General features: G+C 36.2%; 23 protein-coding genes. 22 read left to right on the plus strand and 1 reads right to left on the minus strand.

The features are described 5' to 3' along the window. The first annotated feature begins 5 nt into the window (after positions 1–5). On the plus strand, positions 6–122 hold the full coding sequence (locus tag AC1DFM_RS34265) for an integrase core domain-containing protein (protein WP_477078152.1): 117 nt from the start codon (positions 6–8) through the stop codon (positions 120–122). On the opposite strand, the gene AC1DFM_RS34270 is transcribed toward AC1DFM_RS34265, so the two are convergent. Continuing rightward, complete coding sequence (locus AC1DFM_RS34270; RefSeq protein WP_477081289.1) at positions 119–1,081, minus strand: helix-turn-helix domain-containing protein; 963 nt, start codon at positions 1,079–1,081, stop codon at positions 119–121. The genes AC1DFM_RS34265 and AC1DFM_RS34270 overlap by 4 nt on opposite strands. Positions 1,082–1,530: 449 nt before the next feature. Here AC1DFM_RS34270 and nusG point away from each other — a divergent pair, with 449 nt between their 5' ends. The 21 genes from nusG to AC1DFM_RS34375 all read left to right on the plus strand — a co-directional run bounded on the left by nusG (position 1,531) and on the right by AC1DFM_RS34375 (position 20,480). Beyond that, positions 1,531–2,070, plus strand: coding sequence for a transcription termination/antitermination protein NusG (gene nusG / locus AC1DFM_RS34275; RefSeq protein ID WP_477081290.1), 540 nt, complete (start codon positions 1,531–1,533; stop codon positions 2,068–2,070). Positions 2,071–2,087: 17 nt separating this feature from the next. After that, a complete protein-coding gene (locus AC1DFM_RS34280; RefSeq protein ID WP_477081291.1) occupies positions 2,088–2,318 on the plus strand; it encodes a hypothetical protein in 231 nt (76 codons plus the stop codon). 51 nt (positions 2,319–2,369) lie between these two features. Next, positions 2,370–3,935 (plus strand): AMP-binding protein, encoded by a 1,566-nt coding sequence (locus AC1DFM_RS34285; protein WP_477081292.1) that lies wholly within the window; start codon positions 2,370–2,372, stop codon positions 3,933–3,935. 96 nt (positions 3,936–4,031) lie between these two features. Beyond that, positions 4,032–4,967, plus strand: coding sequence for a hypothetical protein (locus tag AC1DFM_RS34290; protein WP_477081293.1), 936 nt, complete (start codon positions 4,032–4,034; stop codon positions 4,965–4,967). A 154-nt stretch (positions 4,968–5,121) separates the two neighbouring features. Then, positions 5,122–6,324, plus strand: coding sequence for a phenylacetate--CoA ligase family protein (locus tag AC1DFM_RS34295; RefSeq protein WP_477081294.1), 1,203 nt, complete (start codon positions 5,122–5,124; stop codon positions 6,322–6,324). A 29-nt stretch (positions 6,325–6,353) separates the two neighbouring features. Continuing rightward, positions 6,354–6,611, plus strand: a complete 258-nt coding sequence (locus tag AC1DFM_RS34300; protein WP_477081295.1) for a phosphopantetheine-binding protein — start codon at positions 6,354–6,356, stop codon at positions 6,609–6,611. Continuing rightward, positions 6,608–7,774, plus strand: coding sequence for a Rid family hydrolase (locus AC1DFM_RS34305; RefSeq protein ID WP_477081296.1), 1,167 nt, complete (start codon positions 6,608–6,610; stop codon positions 7,772–7,774). The genes AC1DFM_RS34300 and AC1DFM_RS34305 overlap by 4 nt, the downstream gene beginning before the upstream one ends. Before the next feature lie 6 nt (positions 7,775–7,780). Beyond that, positions 7,781–8,017 carry a phosphopantetheine-binding protein gene (locus tag AC1DFM_RS34310; protein ID WP_477081297.1) on the plus strand — a complete coding sequence of 79 codons (237 nt, stop codon included), beginning with the start codon at positions 7,781–7,783 and terminating at the stop codon, positions 8,015–8,017. 16 nt (positions 8,018–8,033) lie between these two features. Then, positions 8,034–9,413: a hypothetical protein gene (locus AC1DFM_RS34315; RefSeq protein WP_477081298.1), complete on the plus strand. Its 1,380-nt coding sequence runs from the start codon at positions 8,034–8,036 to the stop codon at positions 9,411–9,413. A gap of 68 nt (positions 9,414–9,481) precedes the next feature. Continuing rightward, on the plus strand, positions 9,482–10,417 hold the full coding sequence (sbnA, locus tag AC1DFM_RS34320; RefSeq protein WP_477081299.1) for a 2,3-diaminopropionate biosynthesis protein SbnA: 936 nt from the start codon (positions 9,482–9,484) through the stop codon (positions 10,415–10,417). A 2-nt stretch (positions 10,418–10,419) separates the two neighbouring features. Further along, positions 10,420–11,385: a 2,3-diaminopropionate biosynthesis protein SbnB gene (locus AC1DFM_RS34325; RefSeq protein ID WP_477081300.1), complete on the plus strand. Its 966-nt coding sequence runs from the start codon at positions 10,420–10,422 to the stop codon at positions 11,383–11,385. A 100-nt stretch (positions 11,386–11,485) separates the two neighbouring features. Next, a complete protein-coding gene (locus tag AC1DFM_RS34330) occupies positions 11,486–12,142 on the plus strand; it encodes a 4'-phosphopantetheinyl transferase family protein (RefSeq protein ID WP_477081301.1) in 657 nt (218 codons plus the stop codon). A 24-nt stretch (positions 12,143–12,166) separates the two neighbouring features. Then, the gene (locus tag AC1DFM_RS34335; protein WP_477081302.1) at positions 12,167–13,075 is read left to right on the plus strand and encodes an amidohydrolase family protein; all 909 of its coding nucleotides are present in this window, start codon (positions 12,167–12,169) and stop codon (positions 13,073–13,075) included. 75 nt (positions 13,076–13,150) lie between these two features. Next, positions 13,151–13,807: a CoA transferase subunit A gene (locus tag AC1DFM_RS34340; RefSeq protein WP_477081303.1), complete on the plus strand. Its 657-nt coding sequence runs from the start codon at positions 13,151–13,153 to the stop codon at positions 13,805–13,807. 21 nt (positions 13,808–13,828) lie between these two features. After that, on the plus strand, positions 13,829–14,503 hold the full coding sequence (locus AC1DFM_RS34345; RefSeq protein ID WP_477081304.1) for a 3-oxoacid CoA-transferase subunit B: 675 nt from the start codon (positions 13,829–13,831) through the stop codon (positions 14,501–14,503). Positions 14,504–14,560: 57 nt separating this feature from the next. After that, the gene (locus tag AC1DFM_RS34350; protein ID WP_477081305.1) at positions 14,561–15,514 is read left to right on the plus strand and encodes a 3-oxoacyl-[acyl-carrier-protein] synthase III C-terminal domain-containing protein; all 954 of its coding nucleotides are present in this window, start codon (positions 14,561–14,563) and stop codon (positions 15,512–15,514) included. Continuing rightward, positions 15,504–16,355, plus strand: a complete 852-nt coding sequence (locus AC1DFM_RS34355) for a GNAT family N-acetyltransferase (RefSeq protein WP_477081306.1) — start codon at positions 15,504–15,506, stop codon at positions 16,353–16,355. Before AC1DFM_RS34350 ends, AC1DFM_RS34355 begins: the two co-directional genes overlap by 11 nt. Positions 16,356–16,364: 9 nt before the next feature. Further along, entirely contained in the window at positions 16,365–17,234 is an 870-nt protein-coding gene (locus AC1DFM_RS34360) for an alpha/beta hydrolase (RefSeq protein ID WP_477081307.1), read from the plus strand. Further along, positions 17,231–18,724 (plus strand): AMP-binding protein, encoded by a 1,494-nt coding sequence (locus AC1DFM_RS34365; protein WP_477081308.1) that lies wholly within the window; start codon positions 17,231–17,233, stop codon positions 18,722–18,724. Before AC1DFM_RS34360 ends, AC1DFM_RS34365 begins: the two co-directional genes overlap by 4 nt. A 19-nt stretch (positions 18,725–18,743) precedes the next feature. Then, positions 18,744–19,673 carry an NAD(+) synthase gene (nadE, locus tag AC1DFM_RS34370; protein ID WP_477081309.1) on the plus strand — a complete coding sequence of 310 codons (930 nt, stop codon included), beginning with the start codon at positions 18,744–18,746 and terminating at the stop codon, positions 19,671–19,673. Between the two features lie 6 nt (positions 19,674–19,679). Then, the gene (locus AC1DFM_RS34375; protein WP_477081310.1) at positions 19,680–20,480 is read left to right on the plus strand and encodes a class I SAM-dependent methyltransferase; all 801 of its coding nucleotides are present in this window, start codon (positions 19,680–19,682) and stop codon (positions 20,478–20,480) included. Positions 20,481–20,617: the final 137 nt, after the last annotated feature.

A 20,617-nucleotide genomic window follows, 5' to 3' on the forward strand; every position in this document is an offset into this window, starting at 1 on the left:
GGTTTATGGCTGAGGAATGGCAACAGGATTACAATATGGAGAGACCTCATAAGTCACTCGGATATCTGTCGCCTGTAAAGTATGCCCAAAAGCAGCTCGAAGCCAAAATCTCTAATCCCTAGTGGCCTAGTTTTAAGGGAAGCTTACACTTAAAGGCTGCTATAAAACTTGATAAATACTGATATCCGGTAGCAGTAGCAATTTCCTCCAAACTCATTTCGGTATCCTTTAACCATTTTTGCGCTATCTGAATACGCTGGCCCAATTGATAGTCGAAGATAGTCGCTCCGGTCAACTGCTGGAATCCCCGTTTTAGTTTATATTCATTAATAAAGACCATGCGTGATAGATCTTTAATGGTATAGTGGATATCAAGTTTCTCTGTCAACATATCCCTGATTGACAAAATCCGTTCCTTTTCTTCATTTGAAAGAGTAACATCAGTTCTGCGATTTCCATGTGCAATAGTGAATACTTCTGTCATAATATCCATTATCCTCGCATCGACATACATTCCTCGCAAACTCCCCATGTAGGGGCATTGCAGCAGTTTTTCAATATTATCCCAAAGTAAAGGTGTGGCCATACCTGGTAGTGCAGTTAAACCGAGAGGTTCTACGGTAATCTTATCAACAAAGTTTTGTACTATAGGGAAATGGGCTACAAAGTGGCTTAAGTATCCGGTTGGCACAATTATATCGAGCATGTCACATTTGATACCTGCAGAAAGTTGGAAGACACTACTGGGGTTTGATTGATAAAATAATTGAAACTGGCCAGAACCTAATTTAAAGTTTCCTAGTCCTTCGATTTCGAAGTCCAATGAATGGCTTAGGGATAACCTTAATACAACCCGTGGTTGATCACATCTGCTTACTATGGTATTATGAATATTTGGAATGAATGTATTATACCATACGCAATAGTCGTTATTGTCCGAAATGCACTGAAACAATAATGTTACCTGGGCATTTTTTGCAGAGAAGGATCTTTCTGATATTATTTTATTCGATTGTAATTCATATGAAATTTCTTCAAATTGTAATGGCATTCCGCTGGAGGAGGTCACAGAACATAGCATGATTCGCGCTTTTGAAAAATGGGTCAATGGGTACTTATAACGGAATACCGAAAAAAGGGTCGAATCTTTCCATTTAACAAGTATAGGCAAATGGTACGGCGTGGGTATTCATCGATCCTGTTAGCTGTATTCGATCTATAATTTACTGAAATTAGCAGTAAATATGGATGTACGTTTCCGTACAAGATAACTAACATTAAAATTTGCGTCCTATCTAGAAGTCTCACCGCAGCCACTTTCCTTAATTTACCAAAAGTTGGCAATAAATGAATTGGCCATATTGTTTCGCCTAACCCCCAATTTTCTTTTTTTCATGAACTCTGTGAGTTTATGTAGCGATAGCCTTATTCTCTTCAAAATCCAATTAGTGCTTTTTTACCCCCTTTTCTAGGAGTAGAAATATATGACAATATCGTTTCAATAACCATTTTCACCCATTCAAATTCTCCATGAGCAGATATACCTTTTATGAGGGATGGTACTTATTGTATACCAATTCCAAACAAGAAAAAAAAGTCGCAGAGCAGCTTTTGGTAAGGAATGTCAGGCATTATCTGCCACTAGTAAAAGAAGTTCGTAAGTGGAGCGATAGGGTTAAGGTATTAGACAGACCGCTTTTTCCTTCTTATATATTTATTTATTTAGAACAGTTCCAAGATTATTATCAGAGTTTGTCTGTTAAGGGAGTCCTGAATTATGTTAAATTTGAAAACGAAATCGCAAGAGTTTCTGATTCTATTGTGAATAATCTTAAAATAGTCGTTACTAAAGGAGAGAATATTGAAATTTCGGATACCGTATTTCAAAAAGGAGAAACACTAATCATAGGAACGGGGCCCTTAATTGGTTTGCATTGTGAAGTGGTAGAGTATAATAGTAAAAAGATGATATTGGTGAGAATAGACTTACTTAAGCGCAACGTTTTGATTGAACTGCCCGTGACCCATTTATATCGAGATTTATTCCCTGTTAGGCATGAAGTAAGATAATAATACCAGTAAAAAAAATGAAACCCTATATTATTCAACTGAAGGAGTGGATTCTTTCTGTATCCCCGGATATTATTGACTTTAACAATACATATGACCTCATAGAAAATGGAATTCTGGATTCACTTCAATTCTTAGAATTAGCCTATCAAATTGAAATGCTATCTGGCAAAGAACTAGACATGCAAAATATATCTATTACTGATTTTTCAACATTACAACGAATTGAAGAAAAATTTTTTAAATAGGCGTTTAAGAATATGAAAGGTATTTTTTATCAAGGTAATAACATTTAAACGATGCTTCCAAACGTATATGAACTTATCTCTGGATCCTTTGAAAAATATGCGAACAACGTCTGCCTCAGTTTTCCAGAGAAGAAATACACTTACTCGGACATCTTCACCTTATCCTGCAAGGTTACCAAGATAATAAGAGAATCAAAGTCTAAGTATATCGGTGTACTTGCAAATAGATCACTATCTGGCTATTTAGGCTGTATCTCAATCCTACAATCGGGGAAAATTTATGTTCCCCTAAATCCAAAACTTCCAAAGCGCCAACTAGAAAAGATCATTTCACTATCTAATTTAAATACTATCATAGTAGACAATGATTCACTAGACATATTACTTGATTTAATACCTGACCAACAACTTACACTCATTGCTCCGGAATTAAACCCAAAGCTGCCTAAAGAACATTCGGCTGAAATAGATATCATTAGTCTTCCAGAAATATGCGAATTGGAAGTATGTGAAGAAGCCTTTCAGCCTCATCATGGAGGTGCTTATCTGCTTTTTACTTCAGGAAGTACAGGTGAGCCAAAGGGAATAGAAGGCTCGCATGAAAGTTTATGTGACTATTTAAATTACACTCAGCAAAGATTGCAGTTGAATAGTCAGGATAAATGCTCGCAAATTTTTGATCTAAGCTTTGATCTAAGCATTCATGATTTGCTTTTATCCTGGATGAATGGTGCTACTTTATGCATACCGGATAAAAAAGCGTTTAATCCGGTGAAATATGTAACAGATAACAATCTGACAGTATGGTTTTCCGTTCCATCGCTCATTGGTTCCTTATTAAAATACAATTTTCTGAAGCCAAATATATTTCCCAGTTTACGCATAAGCTTATTTTGTGGTGAGGCCCTTTCTGCTGCAATTGTTGAAAAATGGCAAATTGCAGCTCCGAAGTCGATTATTGAAAACATATACGGACCAACAGAAGCTACAATTGGGATCAGCAGTTACCAATGGAAACCAAACGATACAAATAAGGTTCGAAATGGCATAGTCTCTATCGGCAAAATTTTCCCGACCCAAAAATATTTCATTGCTGAGGAATATAACCAGTCGTTATCAGCTAACACTGGAGAACTGTTACTATCGGGTTCCCAAGTGATAAAGAATTATTTTGTAGAAGAGGAGAATACATCAACAAAATTCAAAACTATAGGAGAGGATAACCCAATTTTATACTACAAAACAGGCGATGTCGTTGTGGAAGATGATGATGGATACCTCTTTTTTCTGCAAAGGAAGGATCACCAATTTAAAATCAAGGGGTACAGAATTGAAGAAGAAGAAATTAATGAGGCAATTCGAAAAGCTACAAATATACAGAACGTAATCACCTTGCCCGGCGATGCTGAAAATGGTTTAGTACAAGAAATTTTTTCATTTATTGAGTTTAATGGTTCATTAGACGAAAGGGAAGTTATAAAAGAATGTCATAAACTATTGCCTCCTTACATGATCCCTAAACGAATTTATGCTATTAACCAGTTCCCCAAAAACATAAATGGGAAAATTGACAGATCATATTTTGTCCATTTGCTGAATGAATATAATAGCATATAGTGGAGTAGATTTGGCTTTATACCTAATTGTAAAGCATCTAAATATTATTATACATTTTCACTAAGTTGTTTCCAATCTACAATTTTATCTTCACCCATGTATATTTCAGAGCTTGAGTATTACATTCCTAATGAAGAGTTGAGTATAGAACAATTCGTAGCTAACCTACATGATAGGCATATTCCTATTGAATTTAATTCGAGAGACAAATATCTCACTCATTTAAGGCAGTCGGTCGGTTTAACAAGTTTAAGAGTGGAAACTCAGCTAGAAGCTCATGAAATGATAGATCTGGTGATTCAAAGAGCTGTAGACGAGGATAAAATTAAACCTTTTGACATTGATTTACTTGTTTTTATACCAGGTGGGTATCCAACCAAATACCTGAATATTGGACAATACTTTAAGCACAAACACAATTTAGAGAATGCACTTATTCTAAATATTGGTGGGAATGAGTGCTTAAATATTGAAATGGCGATAAAAGTGTGCATGGATTTAATGAAAGTCAACCAGGACTACAAAAATACATTGATAATTACCGCTGCTAAAGTAGAGGGAATAGACCATAGGATTAATGGGAAATTTTCATTAAGAGGGGATTCAGCTGGATTACTTCTGTTGAATCATGAATCGCCTAAAGTTTATTTACATGATGTAGTTGCTATGTATAATTCTAAATTATTTAAAGCAAATCCAGAGGATGGCCATATTTTGGAACACTATATTTATTTAAGAAGATGCCTCAGTAAACTCATTCAACGTAATAGTCTTAAGGAAAAGGAAATTAGCAAAGTTATTACGCAAAATATACACTCAGATCTACTGAAAAAAAGTCTGAATTCATTCGGTCTGAATGAGAATTTGATATTCGGGAAAAATATTTATCGGTACGGACACATGAATCAATTAGATTTTTTGATCAATCTAAAAGACCTGGTTGAAGATAAAAGGGAAAAGGACACTCAATGGATTATTTCAATTGGGTTGGGATTGGCCGGAAACTATATTGCAACATTGATGTCGTACTGATAACAGGTATTTGAATCTGTTCTGGATTGGCTCGACCAGGAACAATAGAGGTCCAACTAATAAGCTTGAACCTTGTTAAAGGCTCCTATATCATTTGTAATATTCCTTCACCGATGAAGTTTAATTGCGCAGCATCTTAATTTGAATAAGCAACATGAATCATCTAATCGATCAGAAGGTAAGAGAAATAACAGCAATATATCCCTGGTATAAAGACATCATGAATGGAGAATTCAATGGGGATCTAGATACCTTACCTTTTATTACTGCCGATCTGCTTGAACGATATTATTATTTGAATCCCATGGATGAAGCTTTTGCTATATATCACACATCAGGTACCAGTTTGAAAAAGAGAAAAACAATTTCTTATTCAAAAGGTGATGAAGAAAGATATCTTAATCAAAAGACAGCCATTTTTCGGTCGTTTATAGATAGGCATAATACACCCCTGGTTTCCGCATTGATAGATATGGGAACGGGCCATGCTGAACGAACTGCTGCTGACATCTTTAACCAATTGAGCATCAGAAATGAGTCATTACCATTTACGGTACCTGTTTCTGAGCATATTAATAAAATAGTTTCATTCAAGCCTGATATTCTTTATACAATGCCATCGATACTCGATGGACTTATAATGAACAAGCCATATAACATTGATTTCGGCTTGAAAAAAATTATTCTTACCGGGGAAGTGGCTAGTCAAAAATGGATTGAAAAAGTTGCGGCAAGTTTGAGAATTGAGAAAGAAGATATTTTCGATACCTACGGCTGCATTGAATTGGGTGTTGTTGCATACTATTCAGCAGAACTTGACAGATATGTTATAGCGGATGGATTTTATGCTGAGGCAGTAGCCGCCGAAAATCTTCCAGATGATCTTAATCCGTTAAATGAAAATGAGAAGATACTTGTTATTACATCATTCATAAGGGACCTTTTTCCTGCTTTACGCTATGTAACCTATGATGTTGTTCGCGACTTCGAGACAGTACTTCTTGAAGGCCGAATAGTGCAATCTTTTAAATGCGTTGTAAAGCGGGTGGGATCCGAATTGAAACATGGTGAGAAAATAAGCATATACGACATTGAAAATGTTGTTTACAAACACATTGACCAGGCAATTATTAAAGTCGGAGTTATAGATAATAGACTTAAGGTAGACATCATATGTGAGTTGACCGATATGGTTATATTGAAACAAATAGATGAGGATATCCAAAATACTATTCCCGATATCTGTACCATGATAAATAATAATCTTCTGGATAAAATTGAAGTACAATTTATTAACGATGGAAATTATCTGGCAAACAATAACGATATAAAGAAAAAGAAAATATACTACAAATAATATTTACTAAAATTTCCAAATCAGGGTATATGGAAATGAAGGAACTGGTTATAGATACATTAAAGAAGCTCATCCCGGAAAAAAATTCAATCGGTCAGATTCTTCCTGAGATGGATCTGAAAGAAGATCTCGGACTCGATTCCATTAAAGTACTTCGTTTAATAATAGAATTGGAAAGAGCCATCGAAACTGATTTCATACTATTTAGTCCTGACCTGGATTTGATGGGTGTGAGAACCGTTCATGACATTGTTACTATTCTGAATAAGGTAAATGATACAAAATGAATATAACTACAGAAGGAATACTTGATCATAGAATATTTGCTTTTGAAAAATACACCAGGCACTTCTGCTGCTTGAATCTTGACAAGGCAGAAAGCTGGGAGGAAGCGATGGAATTGTATAAAGAGTTTATTCAATTCACAATCGAAAATGAGATACAAGTCGTATACGAAAAAGTTTTCGGACGGATTGCAATAAAGGATTTATTTCTTGATGTGCGTGAAAAACACCTTCGGCTTGTAGATCTAGCGCCTTTTCCTATTTCTCATATAGAAGGACTCCCTTTAATGAATCGTGACTTTTCAAGCATTTATATTTACGGACTTAGCGGGGTAGGTGATCATTTTAAATTAACCTATATTCCTCGTGATAAAACTGAAGAGATAATTGGCACTAAGGTTGAAATGCCGGGTTACAGGGCATTATATCTCAATAGTCTTACGCTAATGAATAATGAATATAAAGAGGATATTGATTTCGATCCTGTTTTTAATGAAATAACCGACCTAGCCAATACACATGGTTTTCTACCTACTGATATAATACGAACATGGATTTACCTGTCAAACATCAAAAGAGACTACTCCAACTTAAATAAGGCTCGCAGGAAGTTTTTTGAAAAAAGTAATATTGACTTTGGAAGCCATTCTCCTATGCTACCTGCAAGTACATGTATTGAAGGCGCTACATCGGATAGTTCACCCATTATAATCGATACAATTTTGATAGACAGGAAAACGATAAACGCACCTCGTATTAGTCGTCTTTATAACGATCTTCAAAATGAAGCGAATGGTTCAAGTTATTTGTTTGGCCCAACTTTTTCACGTGCACTTCTCTTAGAGAATGATGAGTATTCAGAAATTCAATTATCTGGAACTGCCGGTATTGACGAAGCTGGCAAAACAGTGTACCTGGATGATCCCTTTAATCAAATAAAAAAAGCAATCCAGAATATAAACAACTTGTTGCAGCAGCATGATTTTTCATTTAGGGATATCTGCCAGGGCACCTGTTTTATTAAAAATGAGGATTACTTTAATACCTATTTGAAGGTGCTTGACAGTCTAGGTATGGAATCATATGTAAATACATTTGCTATTACGAACATATGCCGTGAAGATCTTCTTTTTGAGATTGACGGGATTCTTATTAAAACCAAATGAAGAGACATGGAACACATAAAAGAAAAAGTCTGTAAAATCATCTTTTCTATCACAAATCTTGACAATTTAGAACCATCGGATAGACTTTCGGAAAAAGGAATAACATCAATTAACATCATGACGATGTTGGGTAACATAGAAAACGAGTTCGATCTAGAAATCCCCGAACAATATTTAACGACATCAAACTTTGAAAGTGTTAACTCGATCTCCGATATGATCTTTGAGCTAAAAAATCAATAACCTCTATTCTAGTAATATGACATCAGCATACACCAAACTTCCTTCAGGGAGTCTAACCGCAAACCTGGAAAGTTTAATACGCATATCAAAAACTGAATATGATTTGCAGGCCGATATTAATATCCCAGCAGATTGCAACGAATCAATCTTTATTCCGGGGATAGGCCCTGGGTGTAAACATTATTATTTTTTAATAGATTTCAAATCAAGGAAAATATCTTGTTGGGATGTTGATTTATCGCGAATAAAAGAAGATCTGATATCTAAACTGAATTTATCTGATATAGATAGCATCCCGTGGAACCAGAAGAACGTTGATAAGTTCCTGGAAGTAATATTCTTTGCACATTCAGCTGATTACTATGACAATGTTATTTATGTAAGTTTCATTGAGGGAAATTTCATACTTGCGCTTGATGTGAAATCTTCTTCATATGATCTGATCTATGATAAAGAGGACAACGGTATGAAGATATATTCTTCAACAAACATGATACAGGATGGCTATATGTATTACACTAAGTGGCCTATCCTGCAAACATTTCTGCATGAAAAAAACCGCGATCAATTGGTAGATCTGGAGATAGGAAGATATGATTTGAAAAGAAAAAAGTTTGAAGCTTTAGATTTAATCAAAGGTCCTGATGACATCCATTCAACAATGGTTACGTCAGATGGAGAAAATGTAATCCTTGTAGAGATGTCGCAGGATCCCCACATAAAACCTCCACTGGATACTGAGATGCAAAATCTTTCTAAGGAACAGAGATTGGAAATGTTGGATAGTGGACTGAAAACCAGTTCGCTAATAACCTATAATGTGAATTTGAAATCTACACATAGGATTGAGCTTCCAGATGGACCTGCTCATATTGAATTCGATAGTAATGACCCTTCTGTTTTTTATATATCTAGCCACAACCTATCTACTAATAATGACACCCTATTTTGTTTTGGCTATAGTAAAATTGATAAGTTCAGAATTCATAAAGGAGAGAGCATGGTTTTGGAATATTATCAGGACAAAGATTTTCTTAGAGCACCGTCACATAAACTTTTCAATTTTGATGGAAAAAAATTGATGGTGGTTCCCATTTATCCTAACCAGGTACACATTATTGATACATCAGACATGTCAATTTACAAAAAGGTCTCTCTCAGAAAAGCTAATAATCCAATTGATTTCTCTGATGGCCCTTTTGTTTATCCAAAGGTCAATTTAGATAAAACACCCTATACGATCCACCCGATTAATAATTCGTCACTTCTATATTTAAGTAGTGTGTGGAATGTAACTATATACGACTTTGAAACTAGTTCAAACGTTGCCATAGTGAGGTATAACATGAATAAACCTGTAATTGCTATGGGACATGCTTCTAAGTTTTTCCTCTAGCTTTTTATGCGCCACTTTATTGAGCAAAGCATCAGGAATGTATTTTATTTTTCACATTACCTCAGGGCATGAATCTATTAGAAAAAATAGCAGGGTTAGAGGAGATGATCTCCAACTCACCCATGTGCAGACTAAATCACGAAACTCAGAATTTATTTGCCAAACTGGAATACACCAATTTGAATGGCAGTATAAAGGACAGGCCAGCGCTTTATATGCTTAAAAGCGCCATTGAGAACAACAGGATAACAGAAAAATCTGTAATTATTGAATCTTCTTCTGGAAATTTTGGCATTGCGTTAGCTGTATTCTGTAAAAAACTGGGAATAAATTTTATCCCTGTGGTCGATCCTAATATAACAAAGGAGAAAGAGAAGATTCTCGAAGCACTTTCCTATCGGGTTGTAAAAGTAATTGAAAGAGACGATACAGGTGGATATCTTATAACACGGCTTAAAAAGGTGGGGGAGCTTTTGAATGAGGTTCCATTTTCATATAATCTTAATCAGTATGAAAATATAGACAACTACCTATCTTACTTTCATACAATCGGTGAAGAAATAGCCCAGCGCTTCTCAAAACTGCATTTTGCCTTTATAAGTGTAAGTACAGGAGGAACTATTACCGGCGTTTCGTTGAAACTGAAACAGAGATTCCCCGAAATAAATATAGTTGCAGTAGATGTTGAAGGCTCAATGATTTTTTGTGATCAACTTAAGAGGAGGAGGTTATCGGGTTTAGGCGCCGGTATACGAACTGCCTTTTTCGATAAAGCACTAATTGATGATGTAATGATTCTTACGGAAACGGAAATTATTAACGGTTGTAATCAGTTGTTATCCGAGCAGGGAATTTTTGCCGGGGCCTCATCGGGAGCTGCTTATCTTGCTGCTAAGATGATGTTGAAAAAATGTGATATGAACGATTTGAATGCAGTAATCATTTGTCCTGATGGAGGTAGCGCTTACCTGGATACTATTTATAATAAAGAGGCCATAGCATAAATATGAGATATTTAAACGACCAGACAATACGAAATATAGGGATCGATTGGAAAAAGCTGTTTTCTGTTATAGAAGAGGTAGCGCATCTCCTAAAAAGTTCAGACTACAGTCAGCCAGTTAAACCCTATCTCCGATATAATAACCCAGGTAACAGAATAATTGCAATGCCGGCATATGTCGGTGGAGGATTCGATACTGCTGGGATTAAATGGATAGCAAGTTTCCCGGAAAATATTATGAAGAATCTCCCGCGGGCACACTCAGTAACTATTCTGAACGAAGCCGTAACGGGAGTACCCAAAGCCATTATTAATACCTCTTTGATCAGTAGCATACGCACAGTTGCTGTTTCTGGTGCAGTATTTAAAAAATATATAATTAGTTTAAATAAGATTCGGAGCAAAGTAAATGTGGGCATAATTGGATTGGGGCCGATCGGTCAATTGCATTGTGAAATGTTACTGGCTGAATTTTCTGAAGTGATTGACCATCTGTTTGTTTACGACATTGATCCCAGGCAGATTGATAAAATACCAACTAGTTTACAGGAAAAAATTGTTGTTTGCCATTCATGGCAGGAAGCTTTTGAGAATTCATCAGTGCTCTTTACTTGTACAGTTTCCAGTCATCGTTATATCAATGCCAAACCTGCCGGCGCTTCTTTATATATGAATATTTCATTAAGAGATTATGAGGTTTCTTTTTTTGATCACGTTGATTTAGTTGCTGTCGATAACTGGGAAGAAGTATGCCGGGAAAGTACTGACATAGAATTGGGCTTTAAAGCTGGGAAAATTTCTGAATCAGATACATTTTCTATCGATGCTATACTTTGCGATTCAGGCTTTACAAACCTGTCTGATAAAGTTGTGATGTTTAATCCCATGGGGATGGCTATTTTTGATATAGCTGTTGCAGAGCATTATTATCGGCATTCAATAGAGAATAACAAAGGAATTGATATTTAAGATTGATTGATGCCAGTTTTGGGAGGCAGTATTAAAGGATCAACCTTTTATGAACCATCTTCTGTAATGATCGTTAAATCATCGAAAACCATTTACAAGGATGTTAAATAATGATGAAGTCGTCATCTACTCTCATTTTGAGCGGCGTTGGGAGGATAAATTTTTTTTAAATTACCTTGAGCAACTTCCTGCCTCATTTCACCGGAATATAAAAAGGTTTCATTATTGGGAAGATCGGCAAAGAAGTCTTATAGGCAAGCTATTACTACTGCAAGTATTGCGATATTTTGATCTTCCTAAAGATCGTTTAAATGAGTGGGAGACTAATATCTATGGAAAACCATCGTGTGGTAAAGATTTTTATTTCAATATTTCGCATTCGGGTGAATGGATACTTTGTTCAGGATCACGACATAACCAAAATGGCATCGATATAGAGAAAATTAGCCCCTTTAATTTCATTAATGTTAAAAAAATAATGACTGGTCTGCAATGGCAACAAATTAACAATGCTGCCAACCCGGATTCGGAATTTTTTCGTTTTTGGACAGCAAAGGAATCGATTATAAAGGCTGATGGCAGGGGCTTGGGTATCCCTTTAACTGAGATTAATACAGACTTTCAAATTGGTACTATCGAAAATAGAACGTGGCATTTGATTGAGTTGAACAATTTTAAGGGGTATTCCGCCTTCTTCGCGTGCAAAGATCGAATAGATCTTGATCAAGTGGTATTAATAGAATCATTTTTCGAATGAAAATATTGAATTTACACAGCATTCATGATTATCGACATACATTCTCACATCGCATTTAATCAAATTTATCCGTCGCAATATCTAAAGGGGATGGTAAAGGATCTGCTGGCTGATGTTAATGAAACAAAACTTGATTCTTATCTTTCATTTTTCCTGCAGGACAAATTTTGTGACCGGCAGCTTAAACAGATGGATAATGCAGGCATAGATAAAAGTTTACTGTTGATCATAGATGGTGGTATAGGAATGAACGAGCCATTATTGCCGCTTGATGTTATTCACCAACTTCATCATATAGTTTTGCAAAATCATCCTGAACGTTTCATAGTATTTGCGGGAATTGATCCACGAAGAGGTGATTATGGGCTGGAACTATTTAAAAAATCCATTTTGGATTATGGGTTCTCTGGCCTTAAACTCTATCCTCCTATGGGGTACCGAATGAACGATCCTAGACTTTACTATTACTATCAGATTTGCTCAGAAAAGAAACTATGTGTATTAATCCATACAGGACCGTCTTTGTCGGAGTTAAGGAATGATTTCGGAAACCCTCTGGATATACTTGAGGTAGCAAAAACTTTTAAAGATGTTAATTTTATTTTAGCCCATGCTGGTTGCCGCCTATTTGACCCCGCTGTGCAAGCTGTATTGGATTTACCCAATGTCTATTTGGATATTGCCGGTTTTCAATCTGTTGATACGGGCGATAATCTAAACAACATGATGGAACTTGATAAAATATTCTCTAAGGATTTTAATAAGAAAATCTTGTTTGGAACGGACTGGCCATTATTTCACACACTGACATCCCTGTCGGCCAACGTAGAAATGATAGAAAGACTGTTTGAGCTAGCACCTGATAAAACTTCTGATGGTCTGGAAAACGTGCTATACAAAAATGCTTTGAAAGCTCTTCGATTAACCGAGTAAGACTGCAATGTGTAATGTTTACACAATGCTGAATTTATTTTTAAAATACAGCTAACATTAATTAAACTCTGACTTATGTGTGAAGTTGTAAAAAATGCACAGGAAGGTATCTTGGGATTGAGGGACGGTGCCGTGATAATGTTTGGAGGCTTTGGGTTGTGTGGAATTCCCGAAAATTGTATTGAGGCTATCGCCAAAACCGAAATAAAGAATCTTTTGTGTATTTCAAACAATGCAGGCATGGAGAATGAAGGGCTGGGATTGCTTATTAAAAATCACCAGATAAAAAAGATGATATCTACTTATATAGGAGAAAATAAGGAAATAGAACGGCAAATCCTGGCAAAAAGCATAGAAGTAGAACTTATATCCACAGGGACTTTCGCTGAAAAAATTAGAGCCGCCGGCATTGGCATACCTGCGTTTTATGTGAGAACAGGATTTGGCACTGAACTCGCAGAAGGAAAGGAACTCAAAGAATTTAATGGTAAGATGTACCTCATGGAACATGCTCTTACTGCCGAAATTGCTTTCGTAAAAGCATGGAAAGGAGATACGTCTGGAAACCTTATATACAAGGGCACTGCAATGAATTTTAATCCCCTTATGGCAATGGCAGCTGATATCACAGTTGCAGAAGTAGAGGAATTGGTACCAGAGGGGGATCTGGATCCGAACCAGGTCCATACTCAGGGAATTTTTGTTCAGAGAATATTTCAAAGAACTCAGTAGCATTTAATCATTATACTATACATGGCATTGAGTAAATCAGATATTGCAAGACGTATTGCAATGGAACTAAAAAACGGTGATTATGTAAGCTTGGGTGTAGGATTGCCTACACTTGTAGCAAACCATATCCCGGATGATAAAAAAGTTATTTTACATTCTGACAACGGTATTCTCGGTGTTGGCCCTTCTCCGTTGGAAGGATGCGAAGATGAAAATGTCATCAACGTTAGCAAGGAAATGGTATCAACTTTAAATGGGGCGTCTTTTTTTGATTCTTCGATCAGCTTTGGCATGATTCGAAGAGGTTGCATTAATGTAGCCGTTTTGGGCGCAATGGAGGTTGCTGAAAATGGAGACATTGCTAATTGGAAGATACCAGGCAAAATTGTAAAGGGAATGGGCGGCGTGATGGATGTTTTGGCCTCTGTTCCCTACATAATTGTCGGAATGATTCATAAGGATAAAGAAGGCCATTCTAAATTATTAAGAAGATGCACGTTGCCATTGTCAGGTTCCGGGTGTGTAAAGTTAATCGTTACGGATCTAGCAGTACTTAGTGTTGTAGACGGAGGTTTTAAATTATTGGAAAGAGCACCAGGAGTTTCAATCGAAGAGATAATCAGTGCAACAGAGGGAAAATTGATATGTGATGGGATGGTCCCTGAGATAGCTTTTGTAGGTCAATATTGCAAATAAAGCTCGGTGTCTGGATTCCCCAAGTCAAGCTTTCTATAGCGCTTTTAATTATTATATATGCCCCCCGGAATATCCTATATCGATTACTATGTACCTCCAACCAGAATTTCTATCTGTGATTTGTCAGCTGCGATTGCCGACAAGGATCTAGCGAAACATGGATTCGATTCGAAAAACTCATTTATTKATCATTGCCGGGATAATCTAGAAATGGAAAGTTTTTGTTATGAAGCTGATTTAAGTCCTGAGAAAATGATCAGTAATTTGATTCAAATTTTTTTTGATAGTACGCAATTGAAGCCAGAGGATATTGATATTATCATCGTAGCACAGGAAAGTTATAATTATAATTTTTCAAATTTGGGTCAATATATCCAGTATCAATTTAAAATGAGAAATGCATATGTATTCAATATATCTGGTACTGGTTGCATTAATTTAGAAACGACGCTTAGAATTACAAAGTGTTTACTTCAAAGTGAAAAAGACATCTCCAAAATACTTATTCTATGTCCACAGAAAATCGAAGGAATTGCAACTCGTGTCATTGGACGGTTTGCAGTTTTAGGTGATGGGGCAGCTATAGCCTTGATTGACAATGCTGGGAAAACCGCCACCATTACAGATACGTATATTACCGCGAACGGACTTTTTTACGATATGTCAATGGATCGTAATTTCCTCGTACATTATAAACAAGCTTGTGATTCAATAGCATATCTTTTAAGTAGAAATCATTTGACATTTGGCGAGATTGAAAAAATTATTATCCCTAATGCAAACTATGGAGTATTTGCAACATATTTTGAAAAGTTTAATGTACCACAAGGGAAAATTTATCGCGAGCTGATTGGACGCTATGGACATTTACCTAACATAGACTTTCTGATCAACCTGAAGTCCATCCAGGAATCAGGGTTGGTAAACGCAAACGATTTTGTTTTTTCGTATGGCTTTGGATGGGCAGGGAATTATCAATCAACTTTACTAAAAATGGGAAATGGATACTAACATAACGAATATTTCCGTAGGGGATATACCGGAAGCTATGCAGATAATTTACCAGCAGGGATGGAAGGGGTATGGAGGTGAAGATCTTCAAATGATACTTAATATATCTCCATCCGGATGCTATAAAATGGTAAAAGACGACAAGATGATAGGATTCATTTTCTCGCTCGTTGCAGATGCGATTGGTTATGTTAGCTTTTTTCTAATTGTAAAAGATCATCGTGCTTACAGTGGAGGAAACGAATTGGGAACGGAATGTCTTAAAAGTATAAAGAAAAATGCTGATACTCTAATTATTTATGCTAATAAGCTTGCCGTGAATGCTTACCTCCGAAAGGGGTTTCTAAGTTTAGGCTTATTTCGTAGATATAGATTCAAAGGAGTCCATAATATCCGTTTCCGTAATGTAAGCAAACACAGCCGTGAAATCATACAATCTATTGAATATTTAAATAATTTATGTTATCGAAGTATTCGAAGCTCAATTATTGATGAATTGTTTAATTACCCTGAAGCCACTTGTTTTATTTATAAGACATCAAGTGGTGACATTCAAGGTTATTTGTTTTCAAGAAAGATCGACGAGGGGTATATTTTGGGGCCACTTGTAAGTAGCAGCGATGAAGCTGCAAGCAACTTGTTGTATAGTGCAATAGATCAATTTGCGGGATATGATTTGTTTGCGGATGCACCTGAAGAAAAATGTAATTTCTTTTTGAAAGAAGCAAATATAGCAGCAGATCACTTGGACCTGGTGGTGAATAAGATGTATTGGGGTAATAAGCATGGTCTTGAGAACAGTGAGCTTCTATATTTTATAGGGGGCCATCATTTTAGTTAGTCATTTGACATGGACTACACACTGATAGAAACAAATTTTCCGATCTCAGTTACGACTGGGTATCATTCAGGATTTGGCCCTTTAGGTTCTTTTTATGAAGTTTTTTTTAGCAAGAATAATAGTTCCAGTTTGATTGTCTTACCAGGTGATGGTTTCGGAAGTTGGGCTTACAGAAAGTTTGCAGAATTGCTACTTCACTATGGTATAAACGTATTCTTACTGAATTATCCTTCCCACTTTAAAAGCCATGTAGTTCCTCCCGGAAAAATAAACAACTACTTATACTTTGAAGACATTAAGGCTACTATCGATTTTCTAACGGAAAAGTATAGGTTACAAAAGAATGGTCATTCTATTCATTTTTTAGGGCATAGCCGGGGTGCTTATTTATTACAGGCTTACTGTAGTGAAAAGTCTATCTGTGGCCGTGTTATATTTGAGGCTCCTTTAATATACCATAAGAAACTAAGAGATCACATTTCCTTTTTTCAGGCACTTCATATTGTACGCCAAAGTTTGTTGGGAAATCATATCCGTTTACCTTATCAGTGGTTCAAGGAAAGGTTTTTGAGCCCGAATTTAGATAGTGTTGATGCCATGAAGTATTACCAGTGCAGCCATCCTTTTTTTAGAGGTGTTCTTTTTAGTCGGCTGTCGGTTACTTTTTCTCAGTTGGTGAATAAGAAAATTTATTTCATCTTCTATCGTCAGGACAAAGCTGTTAACCTGGATTTGGCATTGAAAAAATTAGAAATGTTGAGAGTGTCCTATAATCTTAGCCCATCTATTTTTACTCTCGACGGAAGACATTGTGATTTGATCACACATCCAGAGAACAACATAGACTTGTATGTCGCCATTTTAAAAGAAGAAATATGAAGCTTCAAAGTATTGCCGCCTGCCTGAGAGAGAATAATACGAACTACATTGAATATTATGAAGGATCTCTCAAGTGTACCGTGACATATAGTTGTCTTTATAAAGATATATGCCGAATTGTTCTCCTACTTGAACAAAACGGAGTTAAGAAGGGAGATCGAATAGGTATTTTGGGAGCGAACAGTTATAATTGGATATTGGCTGATCTTGCATGCATTTTTGGAAGTTTTGTATCTATAGCGTTGGATGCAAAACAACTAGAGAATGGGATAGACCAGGTTGCTGAACAATATAATATCCGATTTTTGTTCATTAGCGAGACTTACCTTAATGATATTCCCATAAGAACAGCGCTTGTTAAACTGGAAAGTATAGCTTCAAAAAATAACGAAGAGGTATTGCTCCGTACATCTATTGATGGACCTGGCGAAGATGACATTTTTGCTATTGTTTTTACTTCAGGTACTACTGCTAAGCCCAAAGGAATTGAATTGAGGGCAAATTCAGTAGGCGATTTTATCACAAACGTGCATAATCTTTTTGAGATTTATCCCAATGATAAAGTTATAATTTTTCTCCCTCTTTCCAACTTTGGACAACGTAGCTATGTTTATGCTGCAGCGATACTTGGGTTTAATATTGTTTTAGTTCCGATATCCAATTTGTTTTTGGCGATGCGTACCTGTCAGCCGACGATCCTAATAGCAATGCCACATTTTTTTGAAACTGTATTTGAACTTTTTAAAGCGCAGGAAGAAAATATAAAAGAAAGATTGCATACGATGTTCGGAAATAAAATGCGCTTTATGGTTACAGGTTCGGCTCCTGCAAACAGGAAGACCCTAGAATTCTTTAATCAGAATGGGCTAGCCTTATATGAAGCCTATGGTACGACTGAAACCGGCCTTATAGCTTTGAATTACCCTGGACATTCTAAAATTGGAAGTGTAGGTAAAGTATTTCCGAATAAGAACGTATTGATAGAGGAAGAAGGGCAAATAATAGTAAAAGGAAAATATTGTTGGGGTACTGCATATTTGGATGAATTGACCGAAAACAATCGTCAAGTTTTTCGGGATGATGGGTATATCCACACCGGAGATATCGGCTATTTCGACGATGAAGGATTTTTATACATTGGAGGAAGGATCAAAGAAATGATTGTATTGTCAAACGGTAACAAATTGCTTCCTGGTATTGTAGAGCAGGCATTGAATTCGTCGGAATATATTAAACAAAGTATTGCATTTGGAGATGGCTATCCTTACATAACAGCTATTTTAGTTTTGTATTCTGAAGATATGGAAAACGCAGTAAGAGAAGAAGTTCAGCTTTTAAACAAAACACTTCCAGAATATGCCCGCATACGGAATTATGTAATTACTACAAGTACATTTTCAGTTGAAAACGGATACCTCACTCCAAGTCTTAAATTGAATCGTAGTCTAATTTATAAGGGATTTCAACAACAGCTTCAACAGCTTTATTAATTTCAAAATTTTGTAACCTATGCTTAAATTTGAAAACCTCAAACCATACGAATGTATAGCGATCGTTGATCAACTCACTGATCTCATCAGACAACAGGTTTATCTGCAAGAGAAAAAAGGAGTTTTAATTGGTTTAAGTGGTGGTATCGATTCCGCTCTCACCATTGCACTGGCAGCGAAAGCAATCGGTCCGGAGAATATTATGGCTATTATCCTTCCCGATAAAGATAGCAATGCGGAAACTGTTGATGATGCCAGGCTAATAGCGGATCATGTAGGAGTAAAGAATGTGTACATTAAAGACATTTCACCCAATCTGGAAACCCTTGGCAGCTATGATCTCTTTAAGGAGCTATATGCTATACCCAGGGAAAGTCGGGAGCAATTCATTAACAAAGAAAGACAGAGCCTTGCAGGTACGGAAAGTCCTACAGGGTTCATCGTGAATTATCGTAAAAATGGAAATGAATTATTAAGGAAAGTCAGAGCATTATGGAATTCAAAGATTAGGATGCGAATGGTTATTTTATATTTTCACGCTGAATTACATAACCTACTCGTACTAGGAACCACTAATCTTTCTGAATATAACTTAGGATGGTTTACTAAATATGGAGATGGTGCAGTTGATGTTGAAGTACTTCTTTCTCTGTATAAAACACGGGTCTATGAATTAGCAAAGTACCTTCAGCTTCCGGAAAAAATAATATCCAAAAAACCTACCGGTGATATTCTTCCTGGCTTTGAAGATGAGCTAAGTTTTGGTTTATCCTATGAAATGTTGGATAAGATATTTTTAGGATTCGAAAAAGGATATTCAGATAATGATATAGCTCAGGATTTAAATATTTCAGACGAAATTGCAAAAAATGTCCGATATTTAATTGATTCTTCAAAATACAGTAAAATGCCCCCAATCAGTTGTTTATCACCAAATTATCCTAAATAACCAATTATGGAAAAAGGTTACATACACGGAACAAATAAGCAAGAGCAAGAAAGATTAAGTGCATTAAATTATTTAACCAACAGATCCTTTATTAACTATGTTGGGGATTGCAGCAATTTAAAGATATGTGATTTTGGATGCGGATTAGGAAATTTAATCAACGAATTTGCTGAGCTATACCCATCTGCAGAGATCACAGGCGTAGAGATATCTGCAGAACAAATAGGAAAAGCAACGAGTAATTGTAGCTCATCTAACATACGATTGGTTCATGCAGATGTTTTACAAAATGGCTTGCCTTCTAATTATTTTGATGTGGTTTATTGCAGGTATTTCCTCGAGCATGTGCATGATCCTGTGGCTGCTGTTGAAGAAATGCTGCGTGTATGTAAGCCTGGCGGAAAGATTTTATCTCAGGAAAATGATCTGCATTATGTGATATATGAACCAGAAATCACGGGGCATGCTGAAGTATTTGAACAATATTGCAACTGGCAAATTAAACTTGGCGGAGACCCATTTATTGGCCGAAAGCTTTACCCAATATACAAACAGGCAGGTGCAACAGAAATAGAAATACACATCGCTCCTGAACTATATACGGATAGTGAACCAGAAAAATATAGAGCGTGGCTTCAAAATTCACTGAATATCTTACGCGGCTCCGGGGATGCCCTTTTAAAAAACGGCTGTGTTAGTGAGAGTGTTTTAGAACAAGTGTATAGCTCGATGGAAGAACGCATTAATCATCCTAACGGGGTTGCCCTTTTTCATTGGAACAGGGTCACTGCCTATAAGAGTTATTAATCGTACTCAGAAAACAGTCATTAATTAATGGCTGTTTTCTATGTTTATTTGCAGTACCATAAACAAAATAGCTGCTAACACCAAGTTAGGTGCTTGGACAATATTAATCTCAAGATAATACGAAGTTATAGCTGAAG

This window comes from Chitinophaga sp. 05T412, assembly GCF_056396465.1.